The 15146-nt window shown below is 61.9% G+C and carries 16 protein-coding genes; 11 read left to right on the top strand and 5 right to left on the bottom strand.

The annotated features are described in order from the left end of the window. The first annotated feature begins 109 nt into the window (after positions 1-109). The 5 genes from OKW20_RS15385 to OKW20_RS15365 all read left to right on the top strand — a co-directional run bounded on the left by OKW20_RS15385 (position 110) and on the right by OKW20_RS15365 (position 5875). Complete coding sequence (locus OKW20_RS15385) at positions 110-1552, top strand: UbiA family prenyltransferase (RefSeq protein ID WP_429173342.1); 1443 nt, start codon at positions 110-112, stop codon at positions 1550-1552. Further along, positions 1549-2871, top strand: a complete 1323-nt coding sequence (locus OKW20_RS15380) for an FAD-binding oxidoreductase (protein WP_429173339.1) — start codon at positions 1549-1551, stop codon at positions 2869-2871. Before OKW20_RS15385 ends, OKW20_RS15380 begins: the two co-directional genes overlap by 4 nt. A 93-nt stretch (positions 2872-2964) precedes the next feature. Further along, complete coding sequence (locus OKW20_RS15375; protein ID WP_192445983.1) at positions 2965-3405, top strand: EamA family transporter; 441 nt, start codon at positions 2965-2967, stop codon at positions 3403-3405. Continuing rightward, on the top strand, positions 3402-4412 hold the full coding sequence (locus tag OKW20_RS15370; protein WP_402316849.1) for an NAD-dependent epimerase/dehydratase family protein: 1011 nt from the start codon (positions 3402-3404) through the stop codon (positions 4410-4412). The genes OKW20_RS15375 and OKW20_RS15370 overlap by 4 nt, the downstream gene beginning before the upstream one ends. 11 nt (positions 4413-4423) lie before the next feature. Further along, positions 4424-5875 (top strand): aspartate aminotransferase family protein, encoded by a 1452-nt coding sequence (locus OKW20_RS15365; RefSeq protein WP_429173336.1) that lies wholly within the window; start codon positions 4424-4426, stop codon positions 5873-5875. A 36-nt stretch (positions 5876-5911) separates the two neighbouring features. Here the strand turns inward: OKW20_RS15365 and OKW20_RS15360 are convergent, their stop codons facing one another. Continuing rightward, the gene (locus OKW20_RS15360) at positions 5912-6511 is read right to left on the bottom strand and encodes a YceI family protein (protein WP_043617965.1); all 600 of its coding nucleotides are present in this window, start codon (positions 6509-6511) and stop codon (positions 5912-5914) included. After that, entirely contained in the window at positions 6508-7128 is a 621-nt protein-coding gene (locus tag OKW20_RS15355) for a cytochrome b (protein WP_429173471.1), read from the bottom strand. The genes OKW20_RS15360 and OKW20_RS15355 overlap by 4 nt, the downstream gene beginning before the upstream one ends. A gap of 193 nt (positions 7129-7321) precedes the next feature. Between OKW20_RS15355 and OKW20_RS15350 the strand changes: the two genes are divergently transcribed. The 6 genes from OKW20_RS15350 (at position 7322) to OKW20_RS15325 (ending at position 12738) form a co-directional block, all read left to right on the top strand. Further along, positions 7322-7801, top strand: coding sequence for a hypothetical protein (locus OKW20_RS15350; RefSeq protein WP_429173333.1), 480 nt, complete (start codon positions 7322-7324; stop codon positions 7799-7801). A 185-nt stretch (positions 7802-7986) separates the two neighbouring features. Continuing rightward, on the top strand, positions 7987-8472 hold the full coding sequence (locus OKW20_RS15345; RefSeq protein WP_043617971.1) for a GNAT family N-acetyltransferase: 486 nt from the start codon (positions 7987-7989) through the stop codon (positions 8470-8472). Between the two features lie 59 nt (positions 8473-8531). Continuing rightward, the gene (locus tag OKW20_RS15340; protein WP_429173331.1) at positions 8532-9425 is read left to right on the top strand and encodes a class I SAM-dependent methyltransferase; all 894 of its coding nucleotides are present in this window, start codon (positions 8532-8534) and stop codon (positions 9423-9425) included. A 143-nt stretch (positions 9426-9568) separates the two neighbouring features. Next, positions 9569-10339 (top strand): triose-phosphate isomerase, encoded by a 771-nt coding sequence (gene tpiA, locus OKW20_RS15335; RefSeq protein ID WP_429173329.1) that lies wholly within the window; start codon positions 9569-9571, stop codon positions 10337-10339. Between the two features lie 131 nt (positions 10340-10470). Further along, positions 10471-10962, top strand: coding sequence for a preprotein translocase subunit SecG (gene secG, locus OKW20_RS15330; RefSeq protein ID WP_043617978.1), 492 nt, complete (start codon positions 10471-10473; stop codon positions 10960-10962). Between the two features lie 138 nt (positions 10963-11100). Continuing rightward, on the top strand, positions 11101-12738 hold the full coding sequence (locus OKW20_RS15325; RefSeq protein ID WP_305877765.1) for a CTP synthase: 1638 nt from the start codon (positions 11101-11103) through the stop codon (positions 12736-12738). A gap of 93 nt (positions 12739-12831) precedes the next feature. On the opposite strand, the gene OKW20_RS15320 is transcribed toward OKW20_RS15325, so the two are convergent. The 3 genes from OKW20_RS15320 to OKW20_RS15310 all read right to left on the bottom strand — a co-directional run bounded on the left by OKW20_RS15320 (position 12832) and on the right by OKW20_RS15310 (position 15084). Beyond that, the gene (locus OKW20_RS15320; RefSeq protein ID WP_429173326.1) at positions 12832-13479 is read right to left on the bottom strand and encodes an SdpI family protein; all 648 of its coding nucleotides are present in this window, start codon (positions 13477-13479) and stop codon (positions 12832-12834) included. Next, positions 13476-13745 (bottom strand): autorepressor SdpR family transcription factor, encoded by a 270-nt coding sequence (locus OKW20_RS15315; RefSeq protein WP_429118517.1) that lies wholly within the window; start codon positions 13743-13745, stop codon positions 13476-13478. Before OKW20_RS15315 ends, OKW20_RS15320 begins: the two co-directional genes overlap by 4 nt. A 151-nt stretch (positions 13746-13896) precedes the next feature. Beyond that, positions 13897-15084 (bottom strand): DUF418 domain-containing protein, encoded by a 1188-nt coding sequence (locus tag OKW20_RS15310; RefSeq protein WP_429173323.1) that lies wholly within the window; start codon positions 15082-15084, stop codon positions 13897-13899. Positions 15085-15146: the final 62 nt, after the last annotated feature.

Raw genomic sequence — 15146 nt, 5'->3', positions numbered from 1 at the left:
CGGATTTGTTAACCAGCCCGCCAATTTGCGAGCGAAACAGGGCCGCGCGTTTCCACTCTGGAAAGTTGAAGTCGTGATGATACCGGCAACTATGGCTGGGATGGACTTCATGGACGCGCGTACCGAGACACGGCACATTCCGCTGTGTGTGGATCTTGACGGCACTTTGCTGGCCGCCGATACCCTCTGGGAAGGGGCGGCGATCATCCTGCTGCGCAATCCGTTCATGCTGTTTCCGATGCTGCTCTGGCTGGCAAAGGGCAAGGCACGGCTGAAGCATGAAGTGGCGCTTAGATCCGGCCGCCGGGCGGAAGACTGGCCCTATCGGCAGGCCGTCATCGACCGGCTTGCGGAGGAAAAGAAGAGCGGGCGCGAACTCGTGCTCGTGACCGGCGCGGCACCGTCCGTGGCAAACGACATCGCCGCCCATGTCGGCATGTTCTCCTCGGTCATGCATTCGACCGACGCGCTCAACCTGACGAGCAGCAACAAGCGCCGGGCGTTGGTCGAGCGCTTTGGCGATGGCGCCTTCGACTATATGGGCAACAGCCGTGACGATATCGCCGTCTTTGAGGTGGCGCGCCGCGCAATCGTCGTCTCGCCCGACGCGGCCGCGGAAAAATGGCGTCGCAACCATGATGCCGAGCGGCTCGATACCGGCAAGGTCAGCGCGCTTGCACCGCTGAAGTCGATCCGGGTGCATCAATGGGCGAAGAACGTGCTCATCGGCGTGCCGATGATCCTCAATCACGAGGTGCTGCACTTCGATGCGATCGTCAGCGTCATCATCGCCTTCTTCGCCTTCAGCTTCCTTGCTTCCGCCGTCTACGTCATCAACGATCTCTCGGACCTTGCCAACGATCGCCGCCACGCAAAGAAGCGCTTCCGGCCGCTCGCGAGCGGCCAGATGTCCGTGCCGACGGCGCTGGTGCTCGCCGGCTGCCTCATCGTCGCGTCGGTGGCGCTGACCCTTCTGTTGCCCTGGAAGTTTGCCGGGGTGCTCGCCTTCTACGCCTGCGCGACGACGGCCTATACCTTCGTGCTGAAGCGCAAGCTGCTCGTCGATGTGTTCACGCTCGCCGGCCTCTACACCACGCGCATCGTCGCCGGTGCGGCCGCGACCGGCACCGAACTCTCCTTCTGGCTGGTCTCCTTTGCGATCTTCTTCTTCCTGAGCCTGGCGCTGGTGAAGCGCTACGTTGAACTGCACGAGTTCGAGGACAAGGACGGCGGCAACGTGCCGGGGCGTGGCTATCTGGCCGTGGACTTCGAAATGGTCGGTCAGGCCGGCGTTGCCTCGGCCTTCACCTCGGCCCTGGTTCTGGCGCTCTACGTGCACAGCAAGGAGCTGCAGGAGATGTACACCACGCCCTGGGCGTTGTGGCCGCTCTGCCCTTTGGTGCTCTATATGTTGCTGCGCATCTGGATGCTTGCGCGCCGCGGCATGCTGCATGAGGATCCGGTCGTTTTCATCATGCGCGACTGGCGCAGCCAACTGACCATGCTGATCGGCGCGCTGCTGATCCTATTTGGAGCCATCGGGCCGCAATGACCCTGCAAGACCATGAAAGCTGGGGCCGCATCGACAATCGCGTGCGGCCTGGAATTTCGCCTGACGACTATGAAGACCGGCTCGGTAGCCTTGAGGCCGATGGCTATCTGCCCTTCGGCAACGGACGCAGCTACGGCGACAGCTGCCACAACGATCGCGGAACGCTGATCGAAAGCAACCTTCACGGCCGCATCCTCGCCTTCGATCCCGGCACCGGCATGATGACCTGCGAGGCCGGCGTGACGCTGCGCCAGGTGCTGGAACGGGCGATCGAACATCGCTTCTTCCTGCCGGTGACGCCCGGCACGGCCTTTGTCACCGTCGGCGGCGCGGTCGCCAACGACGTACACGGCAAGAACCATCACGCACGCGGCACCTTCGGCAATCACGTGACGCGTTTTACGCTGCTGCGCTCGACCGGCGAACGGCTGACCTGCACGCCGGTCGAAACCCCGGAACTTTTCGCCGCGACCATCGGCGGCATGGGGCTGACCGGACTGATCATGACCGTCGATATTCGGCTGATGAAGGTGCCGTCGCCGCACGTGCAGCAGCACGCGATCCGCTTCGAAAACCTGGACCAGTACTTTGCCCTCGTCGACGGCGTCGATGCCGAGCATGAATACTCCGTCGCCTGGATCGACCAGCTCGCCAGGGGATCTCGCATGGGCAGGGGGGTGCTGCTTGCCGGCGATCATGCAGATGGTTCCTGCGAACTGCCCGACATCCCCAAGGGATTGAAGCTGTCGGTGCCGTTTTCGCCGCCGTTCAACCTGCTCAACCGAGCAACGCTCAAAGGCTTCAACGAGTATTATTTCCGCAAGGTGAAGCCGGGCGAGACGGTGACGACCGTTCCCTGGACGTCCTATTTCTATCCGCTGGATGCGATCGGCGCCTGGAACCGGCTCTACGGTCCGCGCGGGCTTTACCAGCATCAGAGCGTCTATCCCGCAGAAAACGCGCCGGAGGTCACGGCCAAGCTCATGGAAACCGCCCGTCAGGCCGGCCATGCGTCGTTTCTGACGATCCTGAAGCGGTTCGGCGATATCGGCTCCCGGGGCGTCCTGTCCTTCCCGCGTCCCGGTTTTACTTTGACGCTGGACTTCGCCAATCAAGGTGAACGGACAGTAAAGCTGCTCGATGCGCTCGATCGCATCGTGATCGAGGCAGGCGGTGCGATCAATCCGTACAAGGATGCCCGCATGAGCTCGCAAGTCTTTGAAAAGTCTTTTCCTTTCTGGAAGAAGCTCGAAACGTTGCGCGATCCGGCACTGGTTTCGAACTTCTGGAAGCGCACCGCTCTGGCTTTGCCAGAATGAGAATGCAGACAATTTTATTCAATTAAATGCGCAAACTTCACGGAATATCCGTCTCTTGCCCGTAAGTAGATTTTCGGGACTGGGAGTAAAACTATGAAATATATTCCATTCATTCTCTTTACCGTGCTCACCAATGCCGCCGCGCAGCTGATGCTGAAGCAGGGCATGATGACGCTCGGACCGATTTCGATGACGGCCGAAACCGCGATCGTCCGGTTGTTTCAGATCGTCTTCAACCCTTGGGTCTTTGCCGGTCTTGCGACCTTCGTCATCTCAATGGCGTCGCATCTCTACGTGCTGTCGAAGGTCGAGCTTTCCTTTGCCTATCCGTTCCTGAGCCTGGCTTACGTTCTCGTTGCCGTCTTCGCCTATTTCGTCTTTCGCGAAGATCTCAACACCTGGCGCATCGCCGGCATCGCGCTGATCTGCGCCGGAACCGTTCTTATCGCCCAGTCGGGCATTTCATCCCATGCCGAAGACAAGCCGACTGAGGCCGCTGGGGTGAGCACCGCAGAATTCGGGAGCAAGTCATGAAACATATCATCTTTGGTGGCGATGGCTTCGTTGGCCGTCATCTGGCGGAACGCCTCGTCAAGGAGGGCGAGGAGGTCGTCGTCGCCGATATCGTCAAGTCCGACCTGCCGCATTACGGCCGCGTGCGCTTCGTCCATTGCGACGTTACCGATCTGGAGGCCGTCCAAAAGGTCGGGATCGGCGCCGACGACATGATCTACAACATGGCGGCCAAGATGCTGTCGCCGTTGCAGGTCCGCGCCAAGCGCTGGGAGTTCTTCTGGCCCGTCAATTATTACGGTGCCGAAAACATCATGAAGGCGATGGATGCCGCCGGCGCGTCGCGCCTGGTGCAGTTCACCACCGACATGATCTATGGCCACACCGTACAGTCGCCGCAGACCGAGGACCATCCGGCGAAACCGCTCGGTGAATACGGCAAGTCGAAATGGGCGACCGAACAACTGGCCATGCAGTGGCGTAAGCAGGGCATGAACATTTCGATCTTCCGCCCGCGCCTGATCATCGGCCCCGGTCGCCTCGGCATCCTGGAGAAGCTGTTCAAGCTGATCGATTTGAACCTGCCGGTGCCGATGATCGGCTCGGGCAAGGTACCCTACCAGTTCATCTCTGTGTTCGATTGCGCCGAAGCCGCGCGGCTTGCCTGGAAGGGCGGCGTTCCGAACGAAGCCTACAACCTCGGCTCCGACAATCCGCCGTCGGTGCGCGAACTGCTCGGCAACCTAGTCAAGCATGCCGGCTCGAAGTCCATTCTGCTGCCGACGCCCGCCTTCGCGGTCAAGCAGACGCTGGCCTTCTTCGACCTGATCAACAAGCCGATCATGGACCCGGAACAGTATCTGATCGCCGACGAGATGTGCGTGCGCGAGACCGGCAAGCTCAAGCGCGAGCTTGGCTGGCGCGCGGAATACAACGATGGCGACATGCTCATTGCCGCCTATGACGAATATCGGGCCAAGAAGACGGGCGCCGTTTCGGCCGCTTCCGTCGTCGTGCCGGCCGAATGAGGGGACAGACCATGCTGGATAGACCGAACCGTATCGCCGTTTCCGCTCCGTCACTCGACGGCGGCGTTGCCAAGCCCAATCTCGTCACCGTTGAACAGGCGAAAGCCATGTCGATCGGCGACATCACCACGGCCTTCAAGGATCATCTGAACCCCGGCCAGCTGCATTTCATGAAGCTTCTCGGCTTTCACAAGGTGAAGATCGAGAGTGCCGAGGGCATGTTCTACACGGACCAGAACGGCCGCAAGATCCTCGATTTCTTCGGCGGCTTCGGCTCGCTCGCCTTCGGCCATAACCATCCGCGCATTCTCGACGCCCGCCAGAAGTTCCAGGACGAAAAGCGCCACGAGATCGCCATCGCCTTCATGTCGCAATATGCGGCAGCACTCGCCAAGAACATCGCGGCCTGCTCGCCGGGCGACCTCGACATGGTCTTCCTCGGCTCCTCCGGCTCCGAGGCGATGGAAGCGGCGGTCAAGCTCGCCGAGCGTGCCGCCGGCCCGAAGCGTCCGAAGGTCGTCTATGCCGAGAATTCTTTCCACGGCAAGACCAAGGGCGTGCTCGCCATCACCGACGGCCAGCTCTACCGCGGCGACTTCAAGCTTACGGACAACACCGTGCGCGTACCGTTTGCCGATATCGATGCGGTGGAGAACGCCTTCAAGTCCGATCCGGAAATCGGCGTCATCGTGCTCGAAACCATCCAGGGCGGCGGCGGCATCATCCAGGCGCCGGCCGAATACTGGCAGAAACTGCGTGCGCTCTGCGACAAGTACGGTGTTCTCTGGGTCGCCGACGAAGTGCAGTGCGGCTATGGCCGCTCCGGCCGCTTCTATGCCTTCGAGCATTACGGCGTCGTGCCTGATGTGACGGCGCTCGCCAAGTCGCTCGGCGCCGGCAAGGCCGCTGTCGGCGCGATGATTGCCCGCCGTGAGGTCTACATGAAGGCTTACGGCACGCCGAAGACCGCGATGATCCATGCGATGGCGACCTTCGGCGGCATGGGCGAGGCCTGCGTCACGGCGATTGAAGGCATCAACGTGCTCTACGACGAGCACCTGATCGACCGCGCCGCCGACAGCGGCGACTATCTGCTCGAACGCCTGCAGGCGCTGAAGGAGAAGTATCCGAAGATCATCAAGGACGTGCGCGGCAAGGGCCTGATGGTCGGCCTGGAATTCCAGGACTTCAGCCAGACGCTGCCGATGGTGCTGCGTCCTGTCGTCTCGATGCTGGACGACAAGCTCAAGGGCTCGCTCTCCGGCTTCATCGGCGCGCTGCTCCTGCGGGACTACGACGTGCTGGTGGCCTTCACCGAATACAATCGCAACGTCATCCGGCTCGAACCGCCGCTGATCTGCGAGCGCGCCCATGTCGACCAGTTCATCGCAGCCCTCGACGACCTGCTCGGCCGCGGCATCGTGCGGATCGTCAAGGATTTCGTCGGAAGCCAGATCGGCTGATCGAGACGCCTATCGACTTGCAAGGGGCAGGGGCGTTCAGCGCCTCTGCCCTTTGATGTTCATGTCGAACTCGACGACGTTGGAATAGATCGGCGTGCCGACATCCATGCCATAGGGTGACCGGTGGATATTGCCGCGGATGTTGAAGGCGATCGAGCCGCGGTTCCAGTCAAGCAGCGTCACCGAGAAGCGCTCCTTGCGCGACATGCCGCGCGCCGTCAGCGTTCCCTCGACCGCGGCTGTATCCGGCCCGGTCTGTTTCACGGTCGTCGAACGGAAGGTGACTGTGCTGAAGTTGGCGGTGTCGAAGACCGCGCTCGACTTCAGGAAATCCTCGATCCGCTTTTCTCCGGTTTTCACGCTCTCGGGGTAAAGCGTGAATTCGACCGTCGAGTGGCCGACATCATTTCGGTCGATGCGGAAATTGCCGGAAAACTTGGCGAAGTCGCCGACAATGCCGCCGCCACCGGCTTGCGCCACGGTGAAATGAATACGCGAAGCTGGCGTGATGCCGTAGTTGCCGGCAGCATCGGCAAGGTCCGGTGCGGCTGCCGCAGCGGGCGACGGAATGCTCCCGAGCGCCAGCAGCAGCGTCAGGGAAATGGCCTTTGTTGGTGATTGCGAGTGCGGTGTCATGGTTTCTTCCTTCCGGCGATGACCGGATCCGAACCAGCCGCTTGGGAGGAAGCGCGTTGGCGTGAGCCGGTCTGAAGCATGCGGACGAGGACGTCGTCGCGGCGTGCGAAGTGGTGGTAGAGGGCGGCCAGAACATGAAGCGCGACGAAGCAGAAGAAGAGATAGGCAAGCGTCATGTGGACGAGCGTCCAGAGGTCTTCGGCCGCTTCCGATTTCGCCATCGGCAGATGGGGGATGACGATCCAGTTGAAATAGAAGCTCGGTATGTTCAGCGTCGATGTCGAGGCCACCGCCCAGCCGGCAAGCGGAACGGCAAGCGCGAGCAGAATGAGCACGACATGGGTGGCGCTGGCCGCTCGGCGCTCAAGCGCGCTGAGGCCTGCCGGCGGACGCGGCCGAACCTCGACGAGGTGCCACAGGGCTCGGATCGTCGCCAGCCCGAGCGCGGTGAAGCCGAGCGACTTGTGCCACTGATAGAGCGAAAACTGCAGCGCCGGATCGACGGGCGTTCGCCGCATGACGAAGCCGAGGCCGAGCAGTGTAAGGATCAACGCCGCAATCGCCCAGTGAAGGACGATGGTGATCCAGCCAAATCCGGTTTTGTCGTTGCGCAGCATGTCCGACCCCATGGTCGTTCGCCCGGCCAGAATCGGCTCGGCGACTGCGGTAAGACTCATGAGTTCGCGCTTTTATTCGCATAGAATACCATAAAATTGCACTGAGATCTTGTTGATCTCGGCAAGCTATGGTCCATTTGCTCGTGGAGGGGACACGGAGGGGTTGTTCCCGGGAGCATGTGGACTGGCGTACATGACAAAGAAGAAAACCACACCAATGAGCCCGCACGAGCGGGAAGCCTATGAACACGGCCGCACGGGCATCCGGCTTGGAACCGAAGGCAATTATGGTGAGGCGGTCGACGCTTGGCGTCTGGCATCGAACGTCGCCGATGTGCATCTTGCGCTCACGGATATGTATTATTGGGTCAAGAGTGGCTACGGCGCCGCCCTTTGCGATGCCGGGCACCATCGCGAGAGCATTGCCGTCTCCCTGCTCGCCCGTGAGTGGACACTCGCGCGGCGCCAACCGCTCTCGTCGCTTTCGATCGCGCGCGCTTATCTGGCGCTCGGCGACGGCGAGGCGGCGGCACCCTATCTGCGCGAGGTTCACGCCCTGATCGGCGATGCGATCTTCGAGCAGTTCGACGAGGATGCGGAAGCCGACGTTCACGCGGCGATCGCCGGCTTGGAGAACGGCAGCAACCAGCCGACCGCCGGCCGCCCCAAGTAAGGGCGCGCGGTTATCCTTGATAATAGCTGTGCCGGAATCTGGCGGGATCTCGGCAATTCTGACGTTGGCATTTTCTCGCCATGATTTCATTTTATCGGCCGATTGCCCCTTTAACGGGTGATTCGAGGTCCGCCGTTCTGGTTCGGGCCCTTTTTTAACATTTTGATTTTTCTAAGGAGTTTCCCATGAGCGAAACCGTATTGCCGTCTGATGCCGAAATTACCCTTCGGCGCATCTCAGCCCTGACCGTCTGCGACGTCTGCGAGCTCAGCGAAACGCTGAGCGAGGAACAGCGCAATATGGTGGCGGACAACGGCACCTCGATCGCCGAGGCGCATTTTTCCGAGAATGCCTGGTTCCGTGCGGTCTATGCCGATGAGACGCTTATTGGCTTCATCATGCTGCACGAAGGATCCGACTGGGATGACGGCATCGATTGCCCGGGTGTCTATCTCTGGCGCTTCATGATCGCCCGGCCGTTCCAGGGCAAGGGATATGGCAAGCAGGCGATCGCACTTGTCGTACGCGATCTGAAGGGTAGGGGTCTGCATGAGCTCTACACGAGCTACGGACAGGGCCCTGGCAGCCCCGAAGGCTTTTACCAAGGCCTGGGCTTCAAGCCGACGGGCGAGCACTATGACGATGAACTCGAAGCGGTGCTGAAATTCTAAGCGCACCAGGGACACGGGAAAAACCTCCCGTGTCTCTCTCAGATGTTTAAGAGTGAAACATGAGTATTGATCTTCACGAGGCCAATCGCCTCTCGTGGAATGCCGCGACCGTCGCGCACAACAGCCATAAGGGCGATCAGGCCGCCTACTTCCGCGCCGGCGGCTCAACGCTTTATCCGGAAGAGATCGAGTTGCTCGGCGATATCACCGGGCTCGACGTTCTCCATCTGCAATGCAATTCCGGGCAGGACAGCTTGAGTCTCGCGCGTCGCGGTGCGAACGTGACCGGCGTCGATATCTCGGACGAGGCGATCGCCTTTGCCACGCGGCTTTCGACGGAAAGCGGCATCGCCGCCACCTTCGAGCGGTCCGACCTTTTCGGCTGGTTCGATGACGCCCGTGCGAGCGGTCGGCGTTTCGATCGCGTCTTTGCGTCCTATGGCACCATTTGCTGGCTGTCGGACCTCGGGATCTGGGCGCGCGGCATCGCCGATGTGCTGAAGCCGGGCGGCCGTTTCGCCTTCGTCGAATTCCATCCCTTTGCGATGGTCTTCGATCCGGGTTGGAAGCTGCATTACGATTACGCCCCCAAGAAGCCGGTCGCGGAGGCAGGCGTCGGTGACTATGTGGCCGACTCGGGCGCAGGCCTTGCCCACGGCGGCTACCAGGAGGGCGTCGTGGGTTTCACAAATCCGCACCCGTCCTTCGAGTTCAACTGGGGTATCGCCGACGTCGTGCAGGCGCTGATCGACGCTGGGCTGCGGATCGAAGTTCTGAAGGAATATCCCTATGCCAATGGCTGGGTGGCGTTCGAAGGCATGCGCGACCTTGGCGGCGGGCGGATGGCGCCGCCTGCGGGCATGCCGAGCCTGCCGCTGATGTATGCGATTGCGGCCGCAAAGACTGGGCCGGCGACGGAAGATGGCGAAAAGGCAGGGCGTCCTTCGGCATGATACCGGCGACACGCAGCACTTGACGATCCGTTGCGGCGGGGCGGGGCAACCGGCTCCGCCGATGAATAATCGTTGGCGGCGCTTTTATTTGCCGGCTGCATTTGCTAGGCCGCTTCCGGAGAAAAGTACCCGGAGGAAATTGCATGACGCCCGATATCCGCCCGCTCGTCGCCGGCAACTGGAAGATGAACGGAACCCGCGCCTCGCTCGATCAGATCAAGGCGATGGCCGAAGGGGTCAAGGGCGAACTCTCCGCCAAGGTCGAGACGCTGATCTGCCCGCCTGCAACGCTGCTCTACGTGGCGACGGCGCTCTGCGACGACAGCCCGCTCCTGATCGGCGCGCAGGACTGCCATCAGAAGCAATCGGGCGCCCATACCGGCGACCTTTCCGCCGAGATGATCGCCGATTGCTTCGGCACCCACGTCATTGTCGGCCATTCCGAGCGCCGCACCGACCACGCCGAAAGCGATGCGCTGGTACGCGCAAAAACGGAAGCGGCGCATTCGGCCGAACTCATCGCGATCGTCTGCATCGGCGAGACCGGTGACGAGCGCAAGGCGGGCAAGACGCTCGATGTTTTGAAGCGTCAGCTCGCCGAAAGCCTGCCGGATGCAGCAACCGCGGAAAACACCGTGATTGCCTATGAGCCCGTCTGGGCGATCGGCACCGGCCTGACGCCGACGGCCACTGACGTCGAGGAAGCGCATGCCTTCATGCGCAAGGAGCTGGTCGCGCGCTTTGCCGACGCCGGCGCCAAGATGCGCATCCTCTATGGCGGCTCGGTCAAGCCGTCCAATGCGAAGGAATTGATGGGCGTCGCCAATGTCGACGGCGCACTGATCGGTGGCGCAAGCTTGAAAGCCGAAGACTTCCTCGCCATCTACCGGGCTTATGAAGAATTGACGGCCTGATCGCCCGGGTTACCGGGCAGGGGCTTGGAATGGCGCACGGCATGGTATAAAGAGGCGCGAAAATTGCGCCCGGCCATGCCGAGTTTGCGCAGGGTTTGATTCGTGTGCCCCAAGGGCAGGACTGGAAGCTGATGCAGACCGTACTACTCGTCATCTATCTCATGGTCGTCGTCGCCCTGATCGGCGTCGTACTCATTCAGCGTTCCGAAGGCGGTGGTCTCGGCATCGGCGGCGGCTCGGGCTTCATGTCCGCGCGCGGCACGGCGAATGCGCTGACGCGCACGACGGCGATCCTTGCCGCGCTGTTCTTCGTCCTGGCGCTCGGCATGGGCATTCTCGCGCGTTACCAGCCGCAGGCGACCGACATCCTCGACCGTATCCCGGGCACCAGCTCGAACGGTGGTGGCGTTCTCAATTCGCTCGGTGGCGGCGCTCCGGCTCCGGCTGGCGGCGCGACTGGACAGCAGCCGGCAACCGGCAACCCCGCTCCGGCCGACAACGGCGTTCCGTCGACCGCCGCACCGGCGACGACGGGCGAAGCCCCGGCCGGCGGCGCAACGACTCCGGCGCCCGCCGCTGGCGCCAACAGCAATACGGGATCGCAAGTTCCCAGCGGCCAGTAAGGTCGCAATTCTGAAGAACCCGCCGGCGGATGTTTCATCCGCCGGTTTTGTTTTGTGTGAAATCTGCCTCCATCCCAAGACGAAAAGTTCTGGAATATGAATTTTTCGGTGGCGGAATCATTTGTGAAAAGGTATCCGGTGACTCCCATGGCGCGATATGTATTCATCACAGGCGGCGTGGTTTCCTCCCTCGGAAAAGGCATCGCTGCAGCGGCTCTCGGAGCACTGCTGCAGGCGCGTGGCTACCGGGTGAGACTGCGCAAGCTCGACCCCTATCTCAACGTTGACCCGGGCACCATGAGCCCGACCCAGCACGGTGAGGTTTTCGTAACCGACGATGGCGCGGAGACCGATCTCGATCTCGGCCACTATGAACGCTTCACAGGGCGTTCGGCGACGAAGACCGACAACATCACCACTGGCCGGATCTACAAGAACATCATCGACAAGGAACGCCGCGGCGACTATCTCGGCGCAACCGTTCAGGTGATCCCGCACGTAACCAACGAAATCAAGAACTTCGTTACCGAAGGCAACGACGACTACGACTTCGTCCTCTGCGAAATCGGCGGCACCGTCGGCGACATCGAGGCGATGCCGTTCATGGAGGCGATCCGCCAGCTCGGCAACGACCTGCCGCGCGGCACCGCCGTCTACGTCCACCTTACCCTGATGCCCTATATCCCGGCGGCCGGCGAATTGAAGACCAAGCCGACGCAGCATTCCGTCAAGGAACTGCAGGCCCTCGGCATCCACCCTGATATCCTGCTCGTTCGTGCGGACCGCGAAATTCCGGAAGCCGAGCGTCGCAAGCTGTCGCTCTTCTGTAACGTCCGCCAGTCGGCAGTCATCCAGGCGCTCGATGTTGCCTCGATCTACGACGTTCCGATCGCCTACCACAAGGAAGGCCTCGACAACGAAGTGCTGGCAGCCTTCGGCATCGAGCCGGCGCCGAAGCCGCGCATGGACGCCTGGGAACGGGTTGCCGATCGCATCCGCACGCCGGAAGGCGAAGTCACGATCGCGATCGTCGGCAAGTACACCGGCCTCAAGGATGCCTACAAGTCGCTGATCGAAGCGCTTTACCATGGCGGCATCGCCAACCGGGTGAAGGTCAAGCTCGAATGGATCGAATCGGAAGTCTTCGAGAAGGAAGATGCGGCACCCTACCTCGAAAAGGTGCACGGCATCCTCGTTCCCGGCGGTTTCGGCGAACGCGGCTCCGAGGGCAAGATCAACGCGGCGCGCTTTGCCCGCGAGCGCAAGGTGCCTTACTTCGGCATCTGCTTCGGCATGCAGATGGCCGTCGTTGAAGCTGCCCGCAACCTCGCCGGCATCGAGAAGGCGTCCTCCACCGAGTTCGGCCCGACCAAGGAACCGGTCGTTGGCCTGATGACGGAATGGGTGAAGGGCAACGAACTCGAGAAGCGTTCTGCATCGGGTGATCTCGGCGGCACGATGCGCCTCGGCGCCTATCGCGCAGCGCTCAAGGCCGACACCAAGATTGCGGAGATCTACGGTTCGACCGAGATTTTCGAGCGTCACCGTCACCGCTACGAAGTCAACGTCGACTACAAGGATCGTCTCGAATCCTGCGGTCTCGTCTTCTCGGGCATGTCGCCGGACGGTATCCTGCCGGAGACGGTCGAGTACCCGGATCATCCGTGGTTCATCGGCGTTCAGTACCATCCGGAACTGAAGTCGCGCCCGCTCGATCCGCATCCGCTGTTTGCAAGCTTCATCGAAGCGGCGCTCGAACAGTCCCGCCTCGTCTGAGGCGCACAGGAATGAAATGATACGGCCGGTCGCGAGACCGGCCGTTTTCGTTCGTGCGATGGCGCTGCGGCTCCAGTGCGACGCTGGGAGAGGCTAGGTCCGACGAGCGAGCCGGTAGCTATAGAGCGTAGCGATCGCGACCGGAAGCAGCATGGCGGTGATCGTGGCTGCGGAAAGCGCCGGACCCGCGCTCATGACGAGTGCCAACAGCGCCAGGGTGATACCGGCTGAGATCATCAGCAGGCCCGCAAGCCGGTGCGTTACCCGCCAGTTGGCGCTATCGGCGAGCGTCCACGGCAGCCGAATGCCGGCAAGGCCGTTCGGCTGCGATTTCGGCAGGACGTTGCCGACGGCGATCGACAGAACTCCGAGTCCGAAGGCGATCACCCGCGACATCGAGAGGTCGACGCCAAGACCGATCAGCACGATCACAGTCTGAATGGTGGCAAAGAGCGCGAGGATTGCGGGGAGAGTGACTTCGGCGACATGCCGGCCCGCCTGAAGCTCGGCCCGTGGCGCGAACCGACCGACCGCGAACGAGAGTGCGGCAAGCACGGCGACTGCCACCGGTGCCAGGGCCAGCGCGCGGTCGCGCGGCCAGAAGGCGTCAGCCGTGCCGTCAACGCCCCAATGGATGGGAAGCTGCACCCCTGCAGGAATTGCGAGATAGCCGACGAGCGTCGCGGAAAGAAGAACGCCGCCGGATGCCAGCGCGATTGGGGAGCGCGGAAGTAAGCTCATGGTACTGGATCCCTTGTGCTGAGAAGGCCGCCGAGCGCCTCCTCGAGGATGGACATGTTGAGGTGGTAGATAAGGCTCGTACCGCGCCGCTCGACGGCGACGAGTTCCGCCTCGCGTAGCTTGTTGAAATGAACGGAAAGCGTCGGCTTGGTCAGGTCGAAATGCTCGGCCAGTTCGCCGGCACTCATCGGTCCGGCCTTCAGGAGCGCCAGGATCTGCCGCCGCACCGGATGGGAAAGCGCCTCGAAAACCCTGTTGATCCGCATCGACTCCGCTCGCTTGTTGCTCTTATATTTAGATAATCATCTAATTAGAGTCAAAGCAAAATAGATCGAACTGCGGTTCAAGCCAGGAAACGAAAATGCCCGGCGTTTAAGGCGCCGGGCAGTACAGCTCGTGGGAATTGGCTGGTTGCCGTCAGCGCGCCTCCGCCGGGCGGCGCCATTGGGGCACGCGGCCAATGGTGATGAAGCGCAGGAGCCACTCGAGCGGTCCATAGGCGAAGCGGGCCATCCACCAGCGGCTGATAACGAGCTGGGCGGCAAAGATCGCAAGTGCGATCAGCACGGTTACCAGAGGCGAGACCTGGCCGATGAGAGCAAGGCCGTAGCCATGAAAGATCAGGGCCATGAGCAAGGACTGCATCAGGTAGTTGGAAAGGGCCATGCGCCCGGCAGGCGCCAGCAGGTTGCGCAGCCCGTGGCCGGCTTTGGATCCGAAGAGCAGCATCATGCCGCCGACATAGGCGCCGGTGAGAAGCGGGCCGGTGGCGAGGCCGATCGAAAGTGCGATGACCGCGATCGGCGATTCGGGCATCTCGACGCTGACAAAGGCATAGATGACGGCACCAGGCAGGCCGACCCAGAGGCCGGTGCGCACGAGGCGCTGGAACAATGCCGTGTTCTCCTCCGGCCGCGCCAGGGTCTTGCGACGTCCGGCGATCAGGCCGAGCAGGAACATCGCCAGCGCGCACGGCGCTTGCAGCAGGACGAGGATGACCCAGACCGAGTTGAGCTCCGTCAGGTGCTGACCGATGATGGCCTGCCAGTCGCCGCGGAAAGCAAGCTCCGCCGCCTCCGCAGCGGAGAGAATGGCGGACCGATCGAGCGGCACCGGATCCAGCGTGATGAGGATGCCGAGTGCGCCCCAGACGAGTGCAAGGAGAAGGACCAGCCATTTGGCTAGCCGGAAGAGGCCTGCATCGCTGCGGTTTCTGAGCGTCAGGAGGGCGATGCCAAGCACCGCGTAGGTGGTGAGAATATCGCCATGGAAAAGCAGAACCGCATGGGCAAGCCCGATCAGCCAGAGGCCCATCTGTCGGCGCAAAAGCCTGGGCACGAAGGCCTCGCCGGATTTTTCCGCCGAGCGCATCTGCAGGGTGAAGCTGTAGCCGAACAGGAACGAGAAGAGCAGGTAGAATTTCATCTCGAAGAACAGGGCGATTACGAAATGCACGCTGCGATCGAGGATGCTGCCGAAGGCGGGGTCGGCGATTTCCAGTCCGTAGAAGGCAGAGGCGAAGGCCATGATGTTGACCAGGAGGATGCCGAGCAAGGCAAAGCCGCGCAATGCGTCGACGTCGTCGATGCGGTCCGGGGTACTCATTCGTGTTCTCCGTAACGGGAGGCGCTGAAATTTTGCGCCGTAACCGATTGAAAAAGTTTGCT

It is taken from the genome of Ensifer sp. LBL, assembly GCF_050435225.1.
Classification (GTDB): domain Bacteria; phylum Pseudomonadota; class Alphaproteobacteria; order Rhizobiales; family Rhizobiaceae; genus Ensifer.
This window is presented reverse-complemented; position numbering and strand designations above follow the sequence as displayed.

What these genes read in the sequence shown, in the direction of transcription:
- OKW20_RS15385 (WP_429173342.1), top strand. Translation starts at nt 110, where the DNA reads ATGGACGCGCGTACCGAGACACGGCACATTCCGCTGTGTGTGGATCTT.
- OKW20_RS15380 (WP_429173339.1), top strand. Translation starts at nt 1,549, where the DNA reads ATGACCCTGCAAGACCATGAAAGCTGGGGCCGCATCGACAATCGCGTG.
- OKW20_RS15375 (WP_192445983.1), top strand. Translation starts at nt 2,965, where the DNA reads ATGAAATATATTCCATTCATTCTCTTTACCGTGCTCACCAATGCCGCC.
- OKW20_RS15370 (WP_402316849.1), top strand. Translation starts at nt 3,402, where the DNA reads ATGAAACATATCATCTTTGGTGGCGATGGCTTCGTTGGCCGTCATCTG.
- OKW20_RS15365 (WP_429173336.1), top strand. Translation starts at nt 4,424, where the DNA reads ATGCTGGATAGACCGAACCGTATCGCCGTTTCCGCTCCGTCACTCGAC.
- OKW20_RS15360 (WP_043617965.1), bottom strand. Translation starts at nt 6,511, where the DNA reads ATGACACCGCACTCGCAATCACCAACAAAGGCCATTTCCCTGACGCTG.
- OKW20_RS15355 (WP_429173471.1), bottom strand. Translation starts at nt 7,128, where the DNA reads ATGCTGCGCAACGACAAAACCGGATTTGGCTGGATCACCATCGTCCTT.
- OKW20_RS15350 (WP_429173333.1), top strand. Translation starts at nt 7,322, where the DNA reads ATGACAAAGAAGAAAACCACACCAATGAGCCCGCACGAGCGGGAAGCC.
- OKW20_RS15345 (WP_043617971.1), top strand. Translation starts at nt 7,987, where the DNA reads ATGAGCGAAACCGTATTGCCGTCTGATGCCGAAATTACCCTTCGGCGC.
- OKW20_RS15340 (WP_429173331.1), top strand. Translation starts at nt 8,532, where the DNA reads ATGAGTATTGATCTTCACGAGGCCAATCGCCTCTCGTGGAATGCCGCG.
- tpiA (WP_429173329.1), top strand. Translation starts at nt 9,569, where the DNA reads ATGACGCCCGATATCCGCCCGCTCGTCGCCGGCAACTGGAAGATGAAC.
- secG (WP_043617978.1), top strand. Translation starts at nt 10,471, where the DNA reads ATGCAGACCGTACTACTCGTCATCTATCTCATGGTCGTCGTCGCCCTG.
- OKW20_RS15320 (WP_429173326.1), bottom strand. Translation starts at nt 13,479, where the DNA reads ATGAGCTTACTTCCGCGCTCCCCAATCGCGCTGGCATCCGGCGGCGTT.
- OKW20_RS15315 (WP_429118517.1), bottom strand. Translation starts at nt 13,745, where the DNA reads ATGCGGATCAACAGGGTTTTCGAGGCGCTTTCCCATCCGGTGCGGCGG.
- OKW20_RS15310 (WP_429173323.1), bottom strand. Translation starts at nt 15,084, where the DNA reads ATGAGTACCCCGGACCGCATCGACGACGTCGACGCATTGCGCGGCTTT.